Below are 16,881 nucleotides of genomic sequence, written 5' to 3'. Positions count from 1 at the left end.
CTTTGCGGCATATGCGAGATATGCATAAGACCCTGAAGCAAGGCGGGACTTTCGTCGTCGAGCCCCGCCGCCTGTCCAAGGCCTCGGCCGAACTGCGCGCGCGCGGTTTCGGTGAGATTACGATTCCGCCTTCGACCGAGACGGCCGAGAAACAGGCGTCGCGCTGCACCGACTGCGGCGTGCCCTTCTGCCAGAACGCCTGCCCGCTTCAGAACAACATCCCCGACTGGCTGCGCCTGTCGGCCGAGAACGAGGCGCGCGAGGCCTGGCGCGTGTCGTCCCAGACCTCGACCATGCCCGAAATCTGCGGCCGCATCTGCCCGCAGGATCGGCTGTGCGAGGGATCGTGCACCCTGAACCAGTCCGGCTGGGACGCCGTGACCATCGGCTCGGTCGAGGCCTGGCTGGGCGATCAGGCGTGGGAAAAGGGCTGGGTCGAGCCGATCCGCCCCGCCGCCGAACGCGGCGAGACCGTGGGCATCGTGGGCGCGGGGCCTGCGGGTCTGGCCGCCGCCGACCGTCTGCGTTCGGAGGGTTATCAGGTCACGGTCTATGACCGGCACGACCGCGCGGGCGGCCTGCTGATCTATGGCATCCCCGGTTTCAAGCTGGAGAAGCACGTGGTCCAGCGCCGCGTGGATCGCCTGGCCGAGGGCGGGGTCCGGTTCGTGCTGGGCTGCGAGGTCGGCAAGGACGTGACCCTGACCGAACTGCGCGACCGCCACGATGTCGTCCTGCTGGCCATGGGCGTCTATCAGCCCCGCATCCTGTCGGCGCCCGGTCGTGGCCCGGATTCGACCGTCGAGGCCCTGTCCTATCTGACGCACCAGAACCGCCGCGACCTGGGCGACGCCGAACAGGCGGGCTGGTACGAGGCCAGCGGCAAGCGCGTCGTCGTCATCGGCGGCGGCGACACCGCCATGGACTGCGTCCGCACCGCCATCCGTCAGGGCGCGGCCAGCGTGACCTGCCTCTATCGTCGCGACCGCGAGAACATGCCGGGTTCCGCCCGCGAGGTTCAGAACGCCGAGGAGGAAGGCGTCGTCTTCGAATGGCTGGGCGCGCCCAAGGCTCTGCTGTCGCAAGGCGACGCCGTGACCGGCGTCCGCGCCGCACGGATGCAGTTGACCGAAGCCGCCCCCGGCGAGCGCCGCGACATCGTGCCCGTTCCCGGCGCCGACTTCGACATTCCCGCCGACATCGTCATCGAGGCCCTGGGCTTCTCGCCCGAGCCGTTCGCGGCGCACGAACCTGACCTTCGCCTGCGCGACGACGGCACGATCAAGGTCGGCGCCGTCAGCTTCGTCACCAGCCTGCCCGGCGTCTTCGCCGCCGGCGACGCCGTGCGCGGCGCGTCGCTTGTGGTTTGGGCCGTCCGTGAAGGCCAGGACGCCGCCGCCGAAATCGATCGCTACCTTAAGACCCGCACCGAGGAGGTCGCGGCATGACCCAGTGGCTTGATAAGTACGAAGCAACACGCGACCGGCTGGAAGCCGGAAACGCCTATGATCGCAGCTCCGAGCGCGACGCCTGCGGCGTGGGCCTAGTCTGCTCCATCGACGGCACGCCGCGCCGCGACGTGGTCGAATATGCGATCCGCAGCCTGAAGGCCGTGGCCCACCGGGGCGCGGTCGATCCCGACGGCCTGTCGGGCGACGGCGCGGGCATCATGGCCGAACTGCCGCAAGGCTTCTTCGCCGAACAGGTCGCCTCCATCGGCCAGTCCCTGCGTCCCGGCCCCATCTGCGTGGGTCAGGTCTTCCTGCCGCGCACCGACCTGGGCGCCCAGGACCGCGCCCGCGCCATCGTCGAGACCGAGGCCCTGCGCGGCGGCTTCTGGATCTATGGCTGGCGCCAGACGCCCATCGACCTGTCAGTGGTGGGAACCAAGGCCGGGGCGACCCGGCCCGAGATCGAGCAGATCATGCTGGCCCCGCCGCTGGACGACGCGGGCCAGCCGCTGGACGGCGAGGCGCTGGAGCGCGAACTGTATCTGTGCCGCCGCCGCATCGAGAAGACGGTCAAGACCGAGAACCTGGCGGGCGTCTATATCTGCACCCTGTCCGCCCGCTCCATCGCCTACAAGGGGATGGTCCGCGCCGAACTGCTGGGCGACCTGTATCCCGACCTGGAGGACCCGCGTTTCGTCTCGGCCTACGCCGTCTTCCACCAGCGCTATTCGACCAACACCTTCCCGGAATGGAAGCTGGCCCAGCCCTTCCGCATGATGGCCCACAACGGCGAGATCAACACGCTGAAGGGCAATCTGAACTGGATGAAGTCGCACGAGATCCGCATGGCGGCCGGCGCCTTCGGCGACCGCGACCGCGAGGTCAAGCCGGTGGTCCAGCCGGGCGGATCGGACTCGGCCGCGCTCGATAACGTCATGGAGGTGCTGGTCCACGCCGGTCGCCCCGCGCCGATGGCCAAGGCCCTGCTGATCCCCGAGGCCTGGGCCAAGGACGATGTGGTCATGCCCGCCGAACACCGGGCCTTCTACGCCTATTGCAATGCGGTGATGGAGCCTTGGGACGGCCCGGCCGCCATCTGCGCCGCCGACGGCCGCTGGATCGTGGCGGGCAAGGACCGGAACGGCCTGCGCCCCCTGCGCGCCGTCGAAACCGTCGACGGCCTGCTGATGGCGGGCTCGGAAGCCGGTCTGGTGCCGATCCCCGAGAGCCGGGTGAAGCGCCGCCTGCACATCGGCCCCGGCAAGCTGATCGCCGTCGATCTGAAGCATGGCCGCGTCTATGACGAGCATGAGGCCATCGACGCCCTGTCGGCCGCCCACCCCTATGAGGCGTGGCTGGACAATATGGTCGATCTGGAGCCGATCATCGGCCCCGGACCCGAGCCGCGCTCGGTCTCGGGCGAGGCCCTGACGCGGCGCCAGATCGCCGCCGGCTATAGCCGCGAAGACCTGGACCTGCTGCTGGACGCCCTGGTGCGCGACGGCAAGGAGGCGGTCGGCTCGATGGGCGACGACGCTCCGCCCGCAGTCCTGTCGGCCCTGCCGCGCCCGCTGTCGCACTACTTCCGCCAGAACTTCAGCCAGGTCACCAACCCGCCCATCGACCCGCTGCGCGAAGCGGGGGCCATGAGCCTGAAGACTCGGTTCAAGAACCTGGGCAACATCCTGGCCGAGGAGGAGGCCCAGACCGACGTCTTCGTGCTGGACAGCCCGGTCCTGACCAACGGCATGTACGAGCGGATGATCGAGACGGTCGGCGCCGGTTCGACCGTGGTCATCGACTGCAGCTATGACGTGCCGTCCGACGACGCCCGCCCTGGCGCCGCCCTGCGCGCGGCGCTGGACCGGATCATGGACGAGGCCGAGGCCGCCGCCCGCGACGGCGCCGCCCTGATCGTGCTGACGGATCAGGCCGGATCGGCGGACCGTCTGGCCGCGCCGATGATCCTGGCCACCGCCGGGGTTCACGGCCGCCTGACCAAGGCGGGCCTGCGCACCTATTGCTCCATCGTCGTTCGCACGGCCGAGACGCTGGACCCGCATGGGTTCGCGGTCCTGGTCGGTGTCGGCGCCACCACCGTCAACGCCTGGCTGGCCCAGGACCTGTTCCAGGAGCGTCTGGACCGGGGCCTGTATCCCGGCCTGACGCTGCGCGACGCCTGTCTGAACTATAAGGCCGGAATCGAGGCGGGGCTGCTGAAGACCCTGGCCCGCAAGGGGATCAGCGTCATCTCGGCCTATCGCGGCGGCTGTGAGTTCGAGGTTCTGGGCCTGTCGCGCGCCCTGACGGCCGAGTTCTTCCCCGGCGCCCCGTCGCGCATCTCCGGCATCGGTTTAGCCGGTCTGGAGCAGGCGGCGATGAAGCGGCACAAGGTGGCCTGGGGCGAAGCCGTCCCGTCGCCCGCCATCGGCGGCTTCTTCAAGATCCGCGCGGGCGGCGAGGCCCACGCCCATGAGGCCAGGACCATCCACCTGCTGCAGGACGCCTGCAACCGGGGCGACTATCGCCGCTTCAAGCAGTTCTCCGAGGTCGTCCGCGCCCAGGCCGACCTGTCCCTGCGCGATCTCTTGGACTTCCGCGAAGGCACGGCCATCCCGCTGGACCAGGTCGAGAGCGTGTCGGACATCCGCCGCCGCTTCCTGACCCAGGCCATGTCGCTGGGCGCCCTGGGGCCAGAGGCGCACGAGACGCTGAACATCGCCATGAACCGCATCGGCGCCCGCTCGGTGTCCGGCGAGGGCGGCGAGGATCCCGAACGCTATCACCCGCGCCCGAACGGCGACGACGCCAACTCTGCGGTCAAGCAGGTGGCGTCGGGCCGGTTCGGCGTCACCGCCGAATATCTGAACCAGTGTCGCGAGATCGAGATCAAGGTCGCCCAAGGCGCCAAGCCCGGCGAGGGCGGCCAGTTGCCCGGCTTCAAGGTCACCGAGTTCATCGCCCGGATGCGCCACGCCGTGCCCGGCACGACCCTGATCTCGCCGCCGCCGCACCACGACATCTATTCAATCGAGGACCTGGCCCAGCTCATCTATGACCTGAAGGCCATCAACCCCGATGCGCGGGTGACGGTGAAACTGGTGTCCGCCTCGGGCATCGGCGCCATTGCGTCCGGTGTGGCCAAGGCCAACGCCGACGCCATCCTGATCGCCGGCCACAACGGCGGCACCGGCGCCTCGCCCCAGACCTCGATCAAGCACGCGGGCCTGCCATGGGAGATCGGCCTGGCCGAGGCCCATCAGGTGCTGACGCTGAACAATCTGCGCGGCTCGGTCACGCTAAGGACCGACGGCGGGGTCCGCACGGGCCGCGACGTGGTCATCGCCGCCATGCTGGGCGCCGAGGAATACGGCGTCGGCACCGCCGCCCTGATCGCCATGGGCTGTCTGATGGTGCGCCAGTGCCATTCCAACACCTGCCCGGTCGGCGTCTGCTCTCAGGACGACCGCCTGCGCGAGAAGTTCACCGGCACCCCGGACAAGGTGGTCAATCTGTTCACCTTCATCGCCGAGGAGACGCGCGAAATCCTGGCCTCCATCGGCGCGCGCACGATGGACGAGATCATCGGCCGCACCGACCTTCTGCGTCAGGTGCGTCGCGGCGGCTCGCATCTGGACGACCTGGACCTTAACCCGCTGCTGGTTCAGGTGGACGAGGGCGCGGCCGGCAAATGGGCCGACAAGGCGGCGAGGAAGCCCATCGCTGAAAGTCTGGACGCGCGCGTGCTGAAGGACGCCGTGCGCTTCCTGGATCGCGGCCAGACGCTGGAGCTCTCCTATCCGCTGAACAACACCCAGCGCACGGTCGGCGCCGCCGTCTCATCGGCCATCGTGCGCCGCTTCGGCGCGCAGGGGCCCGCCGGTCGTCTGAAGCTGCGGCTGGAAGGCATTGCGGGCCAGAGCTTCGGCGCCTTCGCCGCCAAGGGTCTGGAACTGCACCTGACGGGCGAGGCCAACGACTATGTCGGCAAGGGGCTGTCGGGCGCCGAGATTTCGGTCCGCACGCCCGAATGGCGCGAGGATCAGCTGATCTGCGGCAACACCACCCTGTATGGCGCGACCTCCGGCCGGCTGTTCGTGGCCGGCGCGGCGGGCGAGCGTTTCGCGGTCAGGAACTCGGGCGCCGAGGCCGTGGTCGAGGGCCTGGGCGCGCACGGCTGCGAATATATGACCGGCGGCCGCGTGGTCGTTCTGGGTCCGGTCGGCTGGAACCTGGCGGCGGGCATGAGCGGCGGCGAGCTGTTCGTGCTGGACCAGCCGGGCCATGCCGAGCGCGCCCTGAACGGCGACCTGGCGGGCGTGACCGACATCGACGCGGCGGCGGCCGAACGTCTGCACGACCTGATCGAGGCGCACCTGGCGGCGACCGGCTCTCCGCTGGCCCGCCGTCTGCTGAACGACTGGGAGCACAGCCTGAAAAGGTTCGTCCGCATCGTCCCGCTGACGCACATCGTCGCCAAGACGGAACGGCTGAAGACCAGCGCCTGACCTCCAACCCCTCCTCTCCTCCCCGAGACGAACAAATGAAACGCTACGCCGCCTTCGCCGCCACTCTTGCAGCGGGGGCGGCGTCAGCGGCGTCGCCCGCCTTTGCGGCCCCCGCCCTTCTGGCCCATCAGGCGCCGCTGGTGCTGGATGCGGCGGCCACCGCCTGGATCCTGACGTCCACCGCCCTGGTCCTGCTGATGACCCTGCCGGGCCTGGCGCTCTTCTACGGCGGCATGGTCAGGAAGAAGAACATCATCAGCGTGGTCGCCCAGTCGGCGGCGGCCTTCGCCATCGTCTCGGTGCTGTGGTTCCTGGTCGGCTACAGCCTGTCGTTCGGCAAGGGACCGGACCCGGTCAACGGCTTCATCGGCGGGGTTCAGGCCGCCTTCCTGAACGGCGTGACGACCCAAACGGCCCACAGCCTGCTGCCCGGCCTGCCGGAACTGCTTTTCGTCAGCTTCCAGATGACCTTCGCCATCATCGCCCCGGCCCTGATCGCCGGCGCCTTCGCCGAGCGGATGAAGTTCTCGGCCAGCCTGCTGTTCTTCGGCCTGTGGCACCTGATCGTCTATGCGCCGATCTGTCACCAGGTCTGGGGCGGCGGCTGGCTGGGCGGACTGGGCGTGCTGGACTTCGCCGGCGGGGCGGTGGTCCACGTCAATGCGGGCGTCGCCGGCCTGGTCTGCGCCCTGGTGGTGGGACCGCGCCACGGCTTCGGGCGCGACAACATGGCCCCCGCCAATCTGGTCTATAGCGCCATCGGCACGGGCCTGCTGCTGGTCGGCTGGCTCGGCTTCAACGCCGGTTCGGCCGGCGCGGCGGACGCCTTGGCCGCCACCGCCGCCTTCAACACCATCCTGGCCGCCGGAGCCGCCGCCCTGGGCTGGATGACCATCGAATGGTTCGACCGCAAGCGTCCGACCCTGCTTGGCCTGTTGTCGGGGATCGTCGGCGGGCTGGTCGCCATCACCCCCGCCGCCGGCTTCGTCGATCCCAAGGGCGCCTTCTTCATCGGCCTGATCGGCGGCCCCGCCTGCTATGCCGGCGCGGTCTGGCTGAAGCACGCGCTGAAATACGACGACAGCCTGGATGCGTTCGGCGTGCACGGCGTCGGCGGCATCGTCGGCGCCTTGCTGACCGGCCTGTTCGCCACCACGACCGTCAACGCCCTGTCCGATGGCGCCACGGTGTGGAAACAGGCCGTCGGCCTGGTTGGCGTCATCGCCTGGAGCGCGGCCGGCACCTTCGTCGTCCTGATGATCTGCAAGTTCACCACGGGCCTGCGCGTCACCAGGGACCAGGAGGTCGAGGGGCTGGACTACACCCAGCACGGCGAAGCCATCCATTAGAGCCTTCCGCGCTGGAGTTGGTGCGGCTCGAAAAGGCTTTCGTCCCAACGGGCACGGCGAGGTCATACGGACCACGACGAGGCCGAACGCGCGTCGGCTCAAGGTTTCTGCCAGCAGCCGTCAATCCGGGCTTCGCCGCCGCAGGTCCGCAGGACTTGCCGGAACGGAGCCAGTCTTCGTTGTGTCCGCCGTGACCTCGCCGTCGCGCGGACGGCGGTCAGACCTTGGACGGCAGGAAGGGCGAGAAGGTGATGACGGTGAAGGTGTCGCGTACGTGCGGGCGCGTCTGGACCTGCTTCGTGACGAAGGTGCCGATGTCGGCCTCGCGCGGCAGGTTGAACTTGGCCAACAGGTCGTGCTGGCCCGAGGTGGAATAGACCTCGGACACATTCTCCACATTGTCCACGATGTCGGCCGCCACGTCGTTGGCGTAACCCAGCTCGCATTTGATGAAGACGAAGATGGCGGTCATCATGGGCTTGGCCTTCCTGAAGTTTGGACGCCTTCTAGCCCATGGCGACCGCCGCCGAAACGCCCCAGGACGCCGATCAGCGCAGCCGCTTGCTGACCCAGACCAGGGTGGGGTCGTCCTCGACCGGAGCAACGTCGAAGCCCATGTCGTTCTCGACCTGCAGGGCGGCGTGGTTGGCCCGGTCCTCCAGCGATTCCACGACCGCATAGCCGCGCGCCCGGGCCTCGGCCACCAGACGTTCCAGCAGGGTCCAGCCGATCCCCCGCCCCTTCAGATCGCCGCGCAACAGGATGGCGGCCTCGGCCCGTTCGCCCGCCGCGTCGCCGGCCAGAACGGCGGTCGCCGCCACAGCCCCGTCCTCGCCCCATGCGATCAAGCTCTCGCCGTCCGACGCAGGCTTTTCTATCAGGGCCAGCAGCTGGTCGTGACCGGGCGTTCCCAGGGTGGACAGGAAGCGGAACCGCATATCCTCCGGCGTCACCCTGGCGAAGAAGGCGGCCAGGGCGCGTTCGTCCTCGCCGCGCGCCGCGCGGACTTCCAGACGCAGGCCAGTACGGGTGACGAGCCGTTCGTGATCGAGCAGGGTCATGGGCTTCTCCTTTGACCCCGACCCTCGCCCCTTCGTCGCCGCCGCGCCTTGACCTCGATCAAGGCCGGGGGATGAAACAATATGTTCCGTCGCCTCCAGGGCGAAGCTGGCGCCCCGGGCTTTGGTCTGGGACGGGCGTGGGATAAGCAGAACGCCTAACGGCCCACCCGATCCCGCCGCACGGGCCCCTCAGGAGACAGACCATGGCCCATGATCGCGTCAGCGTGCTTCAGGCGCTGGAAACCCAGGGCGTCTGCCCCGTCTTCTATCATCCCGATCCCGAGGTCAGCCTGAATGTGATCCGCGCCTGCGCGCGCGGCGGCGCGCCGGTGGTGGAGTTCACCAACCGCGGCGACTTCGCCTGCGACCTGTTCGGCGAGATCAATCGCGAACTGATCAAGACCGATCCGCACATCGTGCTGGGCATCGGTTCGGTGGTCGATAGCGGCACGGCGGCGCTCTATCTGAACCGGGGCGCGCGCTTCGTGGTCAGCCCCTGCCTCGTTCCCGACGTGGCCAAGGTGTGCAACCGGCGCATGGTCGCCTATTTCCCCGGCTGCGGTTCGGTGACGGACATCGGCGAGGCCCACGAACTGGGCTGCGACATCGTCAAACTGTTTCCCGGTTCGTCGGTCGGCGGCCCGGACTTCGTCAAGGCGGTCAAGGGGCCGATGCCCTGGGTCAAGATCATGCCGACCGGCGGCGTCGATCCCGACGAAGCCTCCATCGCCAAATGGTTCGGCGCCGGCATCGTGGCGGCGGGCATGGGCTCCAAACTGGTGACGGACGCGGCGGTCAAGGCCGGAGACTGGGCCGCCATAGAGACCTCCGTGCGCGCGGCGGTGGACGCCGTCGCGGCCTTCCGCGCCTCGAAGGCCGCCTAGGACGTTCAGCGGCCGGGACGGTCCTGGCCTGCGCCGCCCGGCCCTTTTGTTTCCGGCCTTTGCGTCTCGGGGCCGTCGTGACGCGCTGCGTTGCGACGGGCGGCGCCCTTGCGCTGCAGCAGGGGCGTCATGGCCTTGCGCTCTTCGGGGGTCAGGGTGGCCAGCAGCGCCACGGCCCCGGTCTCCAGCCGCTGACGACCGCGCATCTCCGCCGCGCGCGACTGTTCCAGCAGGGCCTGGACACGCGGGGCGTCCAGCGTCGGCTGACCCGCGACGGCGATGGCCTCGCGCCGCGCCGCCCGCGCCGCCTCGAAATCGGGACGGGCCGACAGGGCGGTTTCGCGCAAGGAAACGCGCACCCGCTGGCGCACGGCGGGATCCAGCCCGGCCAGCACCTCGGCCAGCGGCCCTTCGCGGCCGCCACGGCGCTGTTCCTCGATCCGCCGTTCGATCTTGTCGCGACCGACGACATAGGTCACGCCCCCCGCCACGGCGAACAGGTTCAGCGCCACCGATACGGCCAGGGCGAGCTTCAGCGTCTTGGTCGTCATCCCAGAACCTCGGTGTCGTCCACCCCGGTCAGGGCTGATTGATAGAGCACCGCATCCGCACGCGCGTCGGCGGTCAGATGGCTGGTCAGGCCGACGCCCGCCACCACGCCGGCGCAGGTCGCCGCCGCCCAGCCTGCGCCCAGATACCAGACCGCTTGACGCCACCCCGCCCTCGCCTTCGGTCGAGGCGCCGCCGCCAGGACGCGCGCCGTCAGGGCCGCCGATGGCGCCGGCGCCGGCGCCGTGTCCAGCAGGGCGTCCAGCGCCGCCGCCTGATCCAGCACCTCCCGCAATGACGGATCGGCGGCCAGCAGGCTTTCGGCGAAGGCGCGCTGGTCCGCAGGCCAGCGACGCAGGTCCGCGCCATAGGCGTCCGCCAGGGCCTGCAACCGTTCCTCCTTCATCGTCCATCTCCCTTAGAGGCTGCGATCGGAGCCCCAAACGGGGCAATATCCGACAGCGCCTGACGCAATGCGCGACGACCGCGCGACAATAAACTCTCCAGCGCCTCGACGCTGATCGCCATCAGGGCGGCCGCCTCGATATTGGAGAGCTCCTGATAATGGCACAGCACGATGGCCTCGCGCTGGCGGTCGGGCAGCCGCTTCAAGGCCGCCGTCACCCGTGCGCCGGTCTCTGCGGCCAGAAGCCCCCGATCCGGTCCCGGTCCCTCGTCCGGCCGATCCGGCGGCGCGTCGGTCGGGATTTCGCGCCGACGCCTCAGCCGGTCGTAACAGAGATTCAGCGCCACCCGGTGCAGCCAGGTGTCGAACCGCGCCTGGCCCGTCCGCCACTTCGGGGCCTGTCGCCAGGCCCTGAGCATGGCCTCCTGCGCCACGTCCTCGGCCTCGGCCGCGTCGCCCAGCATCCGTTGCGCCAGGGCCAGGATGCGCGGCAGCTTTCTGGCGACTAACGCCTGCGACGCCGCCGGGTCGCCCTGACCCACGCGGCGCACCAGATCCTCGTCGGGGTCGACGATGGCGACCAAGCCTGCCTCTTCCGCTGCGGACGAAAGGGACCGATTCGTCCACGACGGCCGACCCCGACACCGTTCTTACTCCGAAGCCGGAGCCGGGGAAGCGGCTTGTGGCGCCGGACGCGCGGCCTGGCGCTCCGCCCGACGGGCTTGACGGTCGGCGCGGTGGGCGGTCATGGCGGCGCGACGCTCGTCGGTCGAAATCACGCCGTCGCGGTTGGCGTCCATCTTGTCGAACCGTTCGCCCAGTTTGGCGGCGACTTCCGAAATCACCACCGGACCGCGTTCGCGACCCTCGCGGCCCGGACCGCGCGGGGCGTGACGCGGACCGCCGCGACGACCCTCATGGGCGCCGCGTTCGGGACGGGCGGCGTGAGCGGCGTCAAGCTCGGCGCGGCTGATGGAGCCGTCGCCGTTGGCGTCCAGCTTGGCGAAGCGGGCGTCGGCGTGTTCGGCGCGTCGGGCCTGCACGGCCGCCTGCCGCTCGTCGACGCTGATCACGCCGTCGCGGTTCGCATCCATCGCCGTCAGGCGGGCGATAGGCGCATCGACGAACTCCGCGCGGGTGATCTGGCGGTTCGGCTCGCCGCGCGCATGATGCGGCGCGGGCGGGGTCTGGGCGGTCGCAACGCCAGCGCTGGCCGCCAGGGCGACGGCGCCCAGGCCGGTCAGAAGGGTCATTCTCATCTCGATCATCTCCTTGGGCCGCACACGGCGGCCGGACATAGCCCTGTCAGGAGATTGAACGCGACGTCCCCGAATCTCCGTCGCGACCCGCCGGAAACGCCCGTTCGAAGGCCTTGCGGGCGCGCACGCGCAGGTCCGTCAATTCGGTCTTCAGCGTGTCGAAATCGGGCGCCCCCGCCGCCTCGGCCAGACGCAGCTGGAACACCGACGGCTCGGCCTCTGGGTCGACCCGACCCTCGAAGGCGGCGGCCAGCAGATGAGCCAGCCGCTGCTGAACCCGCCACGCCTCTGCCAGGACCGGATCATCGTGCAGGGCCTCCAACGTGGAAAGGGTCAGCGGTGCGCCGATGGCGGCGGCTTGAAGCTGGCGGAACTGGGCCGCGAACTCGGCGTCCACCTGTCCGCCGGGCGACAGTTTCAAATCCCAGAATCCATGCGGACGGCGCTCGCGGTCCATAAGACCCCGCATCTTGCGCACATCGGCGGCGACATCGACGCCGGGGCGCGGACGGCGCAAGGCTCCCTCGATGGCCGCCGCGACACGGTCGCCAAAGACCGGGTCGCTGGCCCAGACCACCCGAGCGCGGGTCAGGACCATGAACTCCCATGTCTCCGCCTCCTTCGCGTAATAGGCGTCGAAGGCCGACAGGCGCACCGAAACCGGCCCCTTCGACCCCGTGGGCCGCAGACGCATGTCGACCTCATACAGCCCCCCTTCCGCCGTATGCGCCGACAAGGCCGCGATCAGCCGCTGGGTGAAGCGGGCGTAGAAGACGTCGGCCGTCCAGTCCTTGAGGGTCGAGGCCGCCTCGGGCGGCGCCTCGTAAAGCGTCATCAGGTCCAGGTCGGACCCGGCCGTCATCTCGCGAGAGCCGGCCTTGCCCAGCGCCACCACCGCGACCGCGCCCGGAAACGCCCCGCCCAACCGCACCGTCTCGGCCAAAGCCGCCGGCGACAGGGTCCGCATCGCCGCGTCGGCCAGGGCGGCGTAGGCCCGGCCCGCCGCCTCGGCGCCCGCCCGCCCGGTCAGGGCGTGGATGCCGATGCGGAACATCTGCTCGCGGTGCAGGCGGCGCACCGCATTCATGGCCCCCTCGAAATCCTCGGTCTCGCCCGCCTCGCGCAGGATTTGTTCGGTCAGGCCGGTGTCGTCGGCCAGGTCGGCCAGGAACCGCGCATCCAGCACCCCGTCCAACGCCGCCGGCTGACGCCCCAGGGTGCGGGCAAGGCGCGGGGCGAAGGCCATGACGCCGACCACCATCTCGAACAGCTTCGGCTGGTTCAGGAACAGGGCCTGAACCTGAACCCCGGCCGTCAGACCGGAGAAGAAGACGGCGAACCGGCGAAAGGCGTCGTCGGGCGCGCCGGACCGCGCCACCGCCTCCAGCAGGCGCGGCGCCAGGCGGGTGAACAGTTCGCGCCCCCGTTCGGTGCGGGTCGCAGGAATGCGGCCGTGGTGCCAGGCGCGGATGGTGTCGGCGACCGAGGCCGCCTCCGAAAACCCCATCCGCTTCAGGGTCTCCAGCGTCTCGGGATCGTTTTCAACGCCGGTGAAGACCAGGCTGCCGTAGCTGGAATCCAGATCCTCCCCGCCCTCGAACAGTTCGCCATACCGCGCGTTGACCCTCGCCAGCAGCGCCTCGACATGGGCCTCGAAGACCGACAGGTCCGAGCCGCCGGCCAGGGCGGCCACGGCGGCGCGGCGTTCGGCGTCCTCGGGCAGACGGTGGGTTTGTTCGTCGTCCAGCATCTGCACCCGATGCTCCAGACCACGCAGTTCGACATAGGCGGTCGACAGTTCGTCGGCGACGGCGCGGGGAATATGGCCGGCGTCGGCCAGGGCGAAGAGCGCCTCGATAGTGCGCGGCGTCCTGAGCGCTGGATCGCGGCCGGCCAGGATCAGCTGCTGCGTCTGGGCGTAGAATTCGATCTCGCGGATGCCGCCCCGCCCAAGTTTCAGATTGGCGCCCGCCGCGGCCAGCCCCTCGCCGGTCTTGTGGACGTGGATCTGGCGCTTGATCGCCTGGATGTCGAGGACGGCGGCATAGTCCAGGCTGCGCCGCCAGACGAAGGGCGTCAGCGCCTTCAGGAAGCGCCCCGCCGCGCGCAGGTCGCCCAGAACCGGCCGCGCCTTGATGAAGGCCGCCCGCTCCCAGTTCTGGCCGACGCTCTCGTAATAGGCCAGGGCCATGGGCGCGGCGACCACCGGCGGCGTCGATGACGGATCGGGCCGCAGCCGCAGATCGACCCGGAAGACATAGCCATCGGCCGTCCGCTCGCTGAGCAGGGTGGCGATCCCCTTGCCGAGGCGATTGGCGAAGTCCTGCATCTCCACCCCCTCGGCCAGAGCCAGGGTGGTCAGGCGCGGTTCGAAGAAGAGCGAGATGTCGATGTCGGAGGAGTAGTTCAGCTCATTGGCGCCGTGCTTGCCCATGGCTACGCCGAACAGGCCGGGCACCGGACCGCGCGAATCGTCGGGCGGGGAGATCAGCCGACCCCGCGCCCGTTGCTCGGCGGCGACGGCGCACAGGGCCGCGCGGCAGGCGGCGTCCGCGAATCTCGACAGGGCGTCCGTGACCTGATCCAGATTCCACACGCCCCCCAGATCGGCCAGCGCCGTCAGCAGATGCAGATCGGCCTTCAACACCCGCAACGGCGCGCGCACATCGTCGGGTTCGCCGTCCAAAGCGTCGGCCTCGGCGAGGATCCGGGCCAGGCTCTCGGCCGGATCGCCCTCCAGCAGGCGGCGGAGATGGGCAGGGCGGCGGCGCATCAGGCCCGTCAGATAAGGCGAGGCGCCCGAGACGGGAGCTAGGGCGGGCCAGGCGGCGGTCAGGGTGTCGGACCAGCCGTCTGCTGCGGCCGCCTCGGTCAGGGCTTCCTGCAAGCGGTCGGCGGCGGCGGGGTTGGCGACGGGGCCGGCGGGGGCGAGGGATTGAAACAGGGGTTTGGACTTGAGTTCAGGCATTCAAATCCTCCGCTCATCCCCGCGAAAGCGGGGACCCAGTGCTGTCGCTCGGCAGGGTGTTGGACCACGATCCCGACACGGCCCACAAGTCCGCATGCCCAAAGAACTGGGTCCCCGCTTTCGCGGGGATGAGCGGATTTACTGGGTGGCCAAGGCGGCCGGCAACACCAGCGCCACGCGCAGGCCCGGGCCGAAGTCGCCATAGGCGCCGGGGCCTTCGTCCAGCACGACCCGACCGCCATGGGCCTCGGCCACCGCCGTCACCAGCGACAGGCCCAAGCCCGAGCCCGGCTCGGTGCGGCTGTTGTCCAGGCGCACGAACCGCTGGACCACCCGCTCGCGGTCCTCCTGCGGCACGCCCGGCCCGGTGTCGGTGACGGAGTATTCGATCTCGCCCGACGAGCGCCGCCGCACCCTCAGCTTCACCGCCCCGCCGGCCGGGGTGTATTTGATGGCGTTGTCGATCAGATTGGCCAGGGCCTGGGCCAGGAAGGGTTGGTTGCCCTCGATCATCAGCCCTCGGTCGATCTCAGCGGAGAAGTCGATGGACTTGTCCTCGGCCGCCGGTTCGTAAAGCTCGGCCATGTCGGCGGCCAGCTCGGCGGCGTCCATCACTTTCGGATCAGGCGCGCCGCCCGCCTGCAGACGGGCGATGGCCAGCACGGTGTTGAAGGTTTTCAGCAGGTGATCCGCCTCGTCCAGGGCGATGCCCAGGGCGTCCACCCCGTCGATCTTGCCCGCCTCTGCGTCGATCAGGGCCACCTCCAGCTTGGCCCGCATCCGCGTCAGGGGCGAGCGCAGGTCGTGGGCGATGGCGTCGCCCGCGTGCCGGATCGAGGCCATTGACGCCTCCAGCCGATCCAGCATGGTGTTCAGCCCCTGGCCCAGTTCGTCCAGTTCGTCACCGGTGTGGCGCACGGGCGCGCGGACCTTCAGGTCGCCTTCCTGCACCGCCTGCACGACCTGGTTCAGCCCGGCCATCGACCGCTCCACCCGCCGGCTGATGTAGAGCCCGCCCGCCAGGCCCAGCAGCATGACCAGGGCCATGGCGCCCCACAGCGCCTGGGTCAGGCGCGCCAAATAGGCCTCGATCCCGCCGATGTCCTCGCCCACGAACAGGGTGTCGCCCCCCGCCAAAGGCATCACCACGCCGATGGAGCGCCGGTTCTGCACCCGTCCCTCGGCGTCGGCGCTGGTCAGGCGAAAGGTGCTCCATTCGCCCTGACCGACCTGCGGCGGCCCCTTCAGGTCGAAGGGCATGACCGACAGATTGCCGGTGACGATCCTTCCGTCCGGTCCGGTTAGCAGATACAGGTACGGCCCGCCGCGAATGGTGCGTTCGACCAAGGCTTGGTTCAGGGCGTCGATCCCGCGCGTGCGGTGAATGGCGGTCAGGGCGCCCAGTTCGCCCTCTACATCCGCCCTCGCCCGCCCCTGCGCCTCCGACGCCGAGGCGAAATAGACATAGGCCAGGATCGCCCCCGCCGCCGCCACGAACAGCGCCAGGAACAGCAGCGTCAGCCGAAACGGCGTGCGACGAAGGACGGAAGGGAGGCGCATGGGATGAGGGGGTGGTGGGCGGCGGCTCGGGTTCAGTGAAAAGTGCCAGTGAGCAAGAGGTGAGCCGAAGCGTCGCCGTATTGAGATTTCTCGCTCACCCCCTCGCTCACTAGCACTTTTCACCCGTCCCTGCTCACGCCTCCAACCGATACCCCGCGCCGCGCACGGTCTGAAGCATGGCCTTGTCGAACCCCTTGTCGATCTTGGAGCGCAGGCGGCTGATGTGGACGTCGATGACGTTGGTCTGGGGGTCGAAATGGTATTCCCACACCTTCTCCAGCAGCATGGTGCGCGTCACCGACTGGCCGGCGTGGCGCATCAGGAACTCCAGCAACTGGAACTCGCGCGGCTGCAGGTCGATCTCGGTGGTTCCGCGATGCACGGTGCGGCCGATCAGGTTCATCTCCAGGTCGCCGACCTTCAGAACGGTCTGCACCCCGCCCGTCTCGCGGCGCCGCGCCAGGGCCTCGACCCGCGCGATCAGTTCGGCGAAGGCGTAGGGTTTGACCAGATAGTCGTCGGCGCCGGCCTTCAGCCCCGTGACCCGATCCTCGACCTCGCCCAGGGCCGAAAGGAACAAAACCGGCGTCTGGTCGCCGCCCTTCCTGACCGTCTCGACCATGCCGACGCCGTCCAGGCGCGGCATCATCCGGTCCACGACATAGACGTCGTAGCCGCCTTTCTGCGATTCCAGCAGGCCGAAGGCGCCGTCCACCGCATGGGTCACCTCGTGCCCCGCCTCGGACAGGCCCCGCACCATGGCGGTCGCCGCCTCGGCGTCATCCTCGACCACCAGAATCCGCATGAACCCCTCCCGGAATCAAAATCGCCGCCGATGTTAGCGCATCGGCGGCGATTGACGAGTTAAGGCTTGGTCAGAATGAAG

General features: G+C 69.6%; 13 protein-coding genes. 4 read left to right on the top strand and 9 right to left on the bottom strand.

From position 1 onward, the window contains the following. The first annotated feature begins 20 nt into the window (after positions 1 to 20). Genes ACYX4P_RS05925 through ACYX4P_RS05915 form a run of 3 tightly spaced genes read left to right on the top strand, consistent with a single transcriptional unit; the run spans position 21 to position 7,308 of the window. The gene (locus ACYX4P_RS05925; protein ID WP_248117878.1) at positions 21 to 1,448 is read left to right on the top strand and encodes an NAD(P)-dependent oxidoreductase; all 1,428 of its coding nucleotides are present in this window, start codon (positions 21 to 23) and stop codon (positions 1,446 to 1,448) included. After that, on the top strand, positions 1,445 to 5,959 hold the full coding sequence (gene gltB, locus ACYX4P_RS05920) for a glutamate synthase large subunit (protein ID WP_248117880.1): 4,515 nt from the start codon (positions 1,445 to 1,447) through the stop codon (positions 5,957 to 5,959). The genes ACYX4P_RS05925 and gltB overlap by 4 nt, the downstream gene beginning before the upstream one ends. Before the next feature lie 35 nt (positions 5,960 to 5,994). Beyond that, positions 5,995 to 7,308, top strand: coding sequence for an ammonium transporter (locus ACYX4P_RS05915; protein ID WP_282438809.1), 1,314 nt, complete (start codon positions 5,995 to 5,997; stop codon positions 7,306 to 7,308). 217 nt (positions 7,309 to 7,525) lie between these two features. Here ACYX4P_RS05915 and ACYX4P_RS05910 read toward each other — a convergent pair whose 3' ends face one another. Continuing rightward, positions 7,526 to 7,783, bottom strand: a complete 258-nt coding sequence (locus ACYX4P_RS05910; protein ID WP_248117882.1) for an Lrp/AsnC ligand binding domain-containing protein — start codon at positions 7,781 to 7,783, stop codon at positions 7,526 to 7,528. A 73-nt stretch (positions 7,784 to 7,856) separates the two neighbouring features. Further along, positions 7,857 to 8,369: a GNAT family N-acetyltransferase gene (locus tag ACYX4P_RS05905; RefSeq protein WP_248117884.1), complete on the bottom strand. Its 513-nt coding sequence runs from the start codon at positions 8,367 to 8,369 to the stop codon at positions 7,857 to 7,859. 203 nt (positions 8,370 to 8,572) lie between these two features. On the opposite strand from ACYX4P_RS05905, the gene ACYX4P_RS05900 reads away from it, so the two are divergent. After that, complete coding sequence (locus ACYX4P_RS05900; RefSeq protein ID WP_248117886.1) at positions 8,573 to 9,253, top strand: bifunctional 4-hydroxy-2-oxoglutarate aldolase/2-dehydro-3-deoxy-phosphogluconate aldolase; 681 nt, start codon at positions 8,573 to 8,575, stop codon at positions 9,251 to 9,253. A 5-nt stretch (positions 9,254 to 9,258) separates the two neighbouring features. Here ACYX4P_RS05900 and ACYX4P_RS05895 read toward each other — a convergent pair whose 3' ends face one another. From ACYX4P_RS05895 to ACYX4P_RS05865, 7 genes are all read right to left on the bottom strand, one after another. Further along, entirely contained in the window at positions 9,259 to 9,804 is a 546-nt protein-coding gene (locus tag ACYX4P_RS05895; RefSeq protein WP_292074514.1) for a periplasmic heavy metal sensor, read from the bottom strand. Next, complete coding sequence (locus ACYX4P_RS05890) at positions 9,801 to 10,208, bottom strand: hypothetical protein (RefSeq protein ID WP_248117890.1); 408 nt, start codon at positions 10,206 to 10,208, stop codon at positions 9,801 to 9,803. The genes ACYX4P_RS05895 and ACYX4P_RS05890 overlap by 4 nt, the downstream gene beginning before the upstream one ends. Then, a complete protein-coding gene (locus tag ACYX4P_RS05885; RefSeq protein WP_248117893.1) occupies positions 10,205 to 10,792 on the bottom strand; it encodes an RNA polymerase sigma factor in 588 nt (195 codons plus the stop codon). Before ACYX4P_RS05885 ends, ACYX4P_RS05890 begins: the two co-directional genes overlap by 4 nt. Positions 10,793 to 10,858: 66 nt before the next feature. Continuing rightward, a complete protein-coding gene (locus ACYX4P_RS05880) occupies positions 10,859 to 11,467 on the bottom strand; it encodes an EF-hand domain-containing protein (RefSeq protein WP_248117895.1) in 609 nt (202 codons plus the stop codon). Positions 11,468 to 11,513: 46 nt separating this feature from the next. Further along, positions 11,514 to 14,435, bottom strand: a complete 2,922-nt coding sequence (locus tag ACYX4P_RS05875) for a bifunctional [glutamine synthetase] adenylyltransferase/[glutamine synthetase]-adenylyl-L-tyrosine phosphorylase (protein WP_248117898.1) — start codon at positions 14,433 to 14,435, stop codon at positions 11,514 to 11,516. 138 nt (positions 14,436 to 14,573) lie between these two features. Next, positions 14,574 to 15,995: a sensor histidine kinase gene (locus ACYX4P_RS05870; RefSeq protein WP_248117901.1), complete on the bottom strand. Its 1,422-nt coding sequence runs from the start codon at positions 15,993 to 15,995 to the stop codon at positions 14,574 to 14,576. A gap of 133 nt (positions 15,996 to 16,128) precedes the next feature. After that, positions 16,129 to 16,800 carry a response regulator transcription factor gene (locus ACYX4P_RS05865; RefSeq protein ID WP_248117903.1) on the bottom strand — a complete coding sequence of 224 codons (672 nt, stop codon included), beginning with the start codon at positions 16,798 to 16,800 and terminating at the stop codon, positions 16,129 to 16,131. Positions 16,801 to 16,881: the final 81 nt, after the last annotated feature.

It is taken from the genome of Brevundimonas sp. ABV4_179 (assembly GCF_056311945.1).
This window is presented reverse-complemented; position numbering and strand designations above follow the sequence as displayed.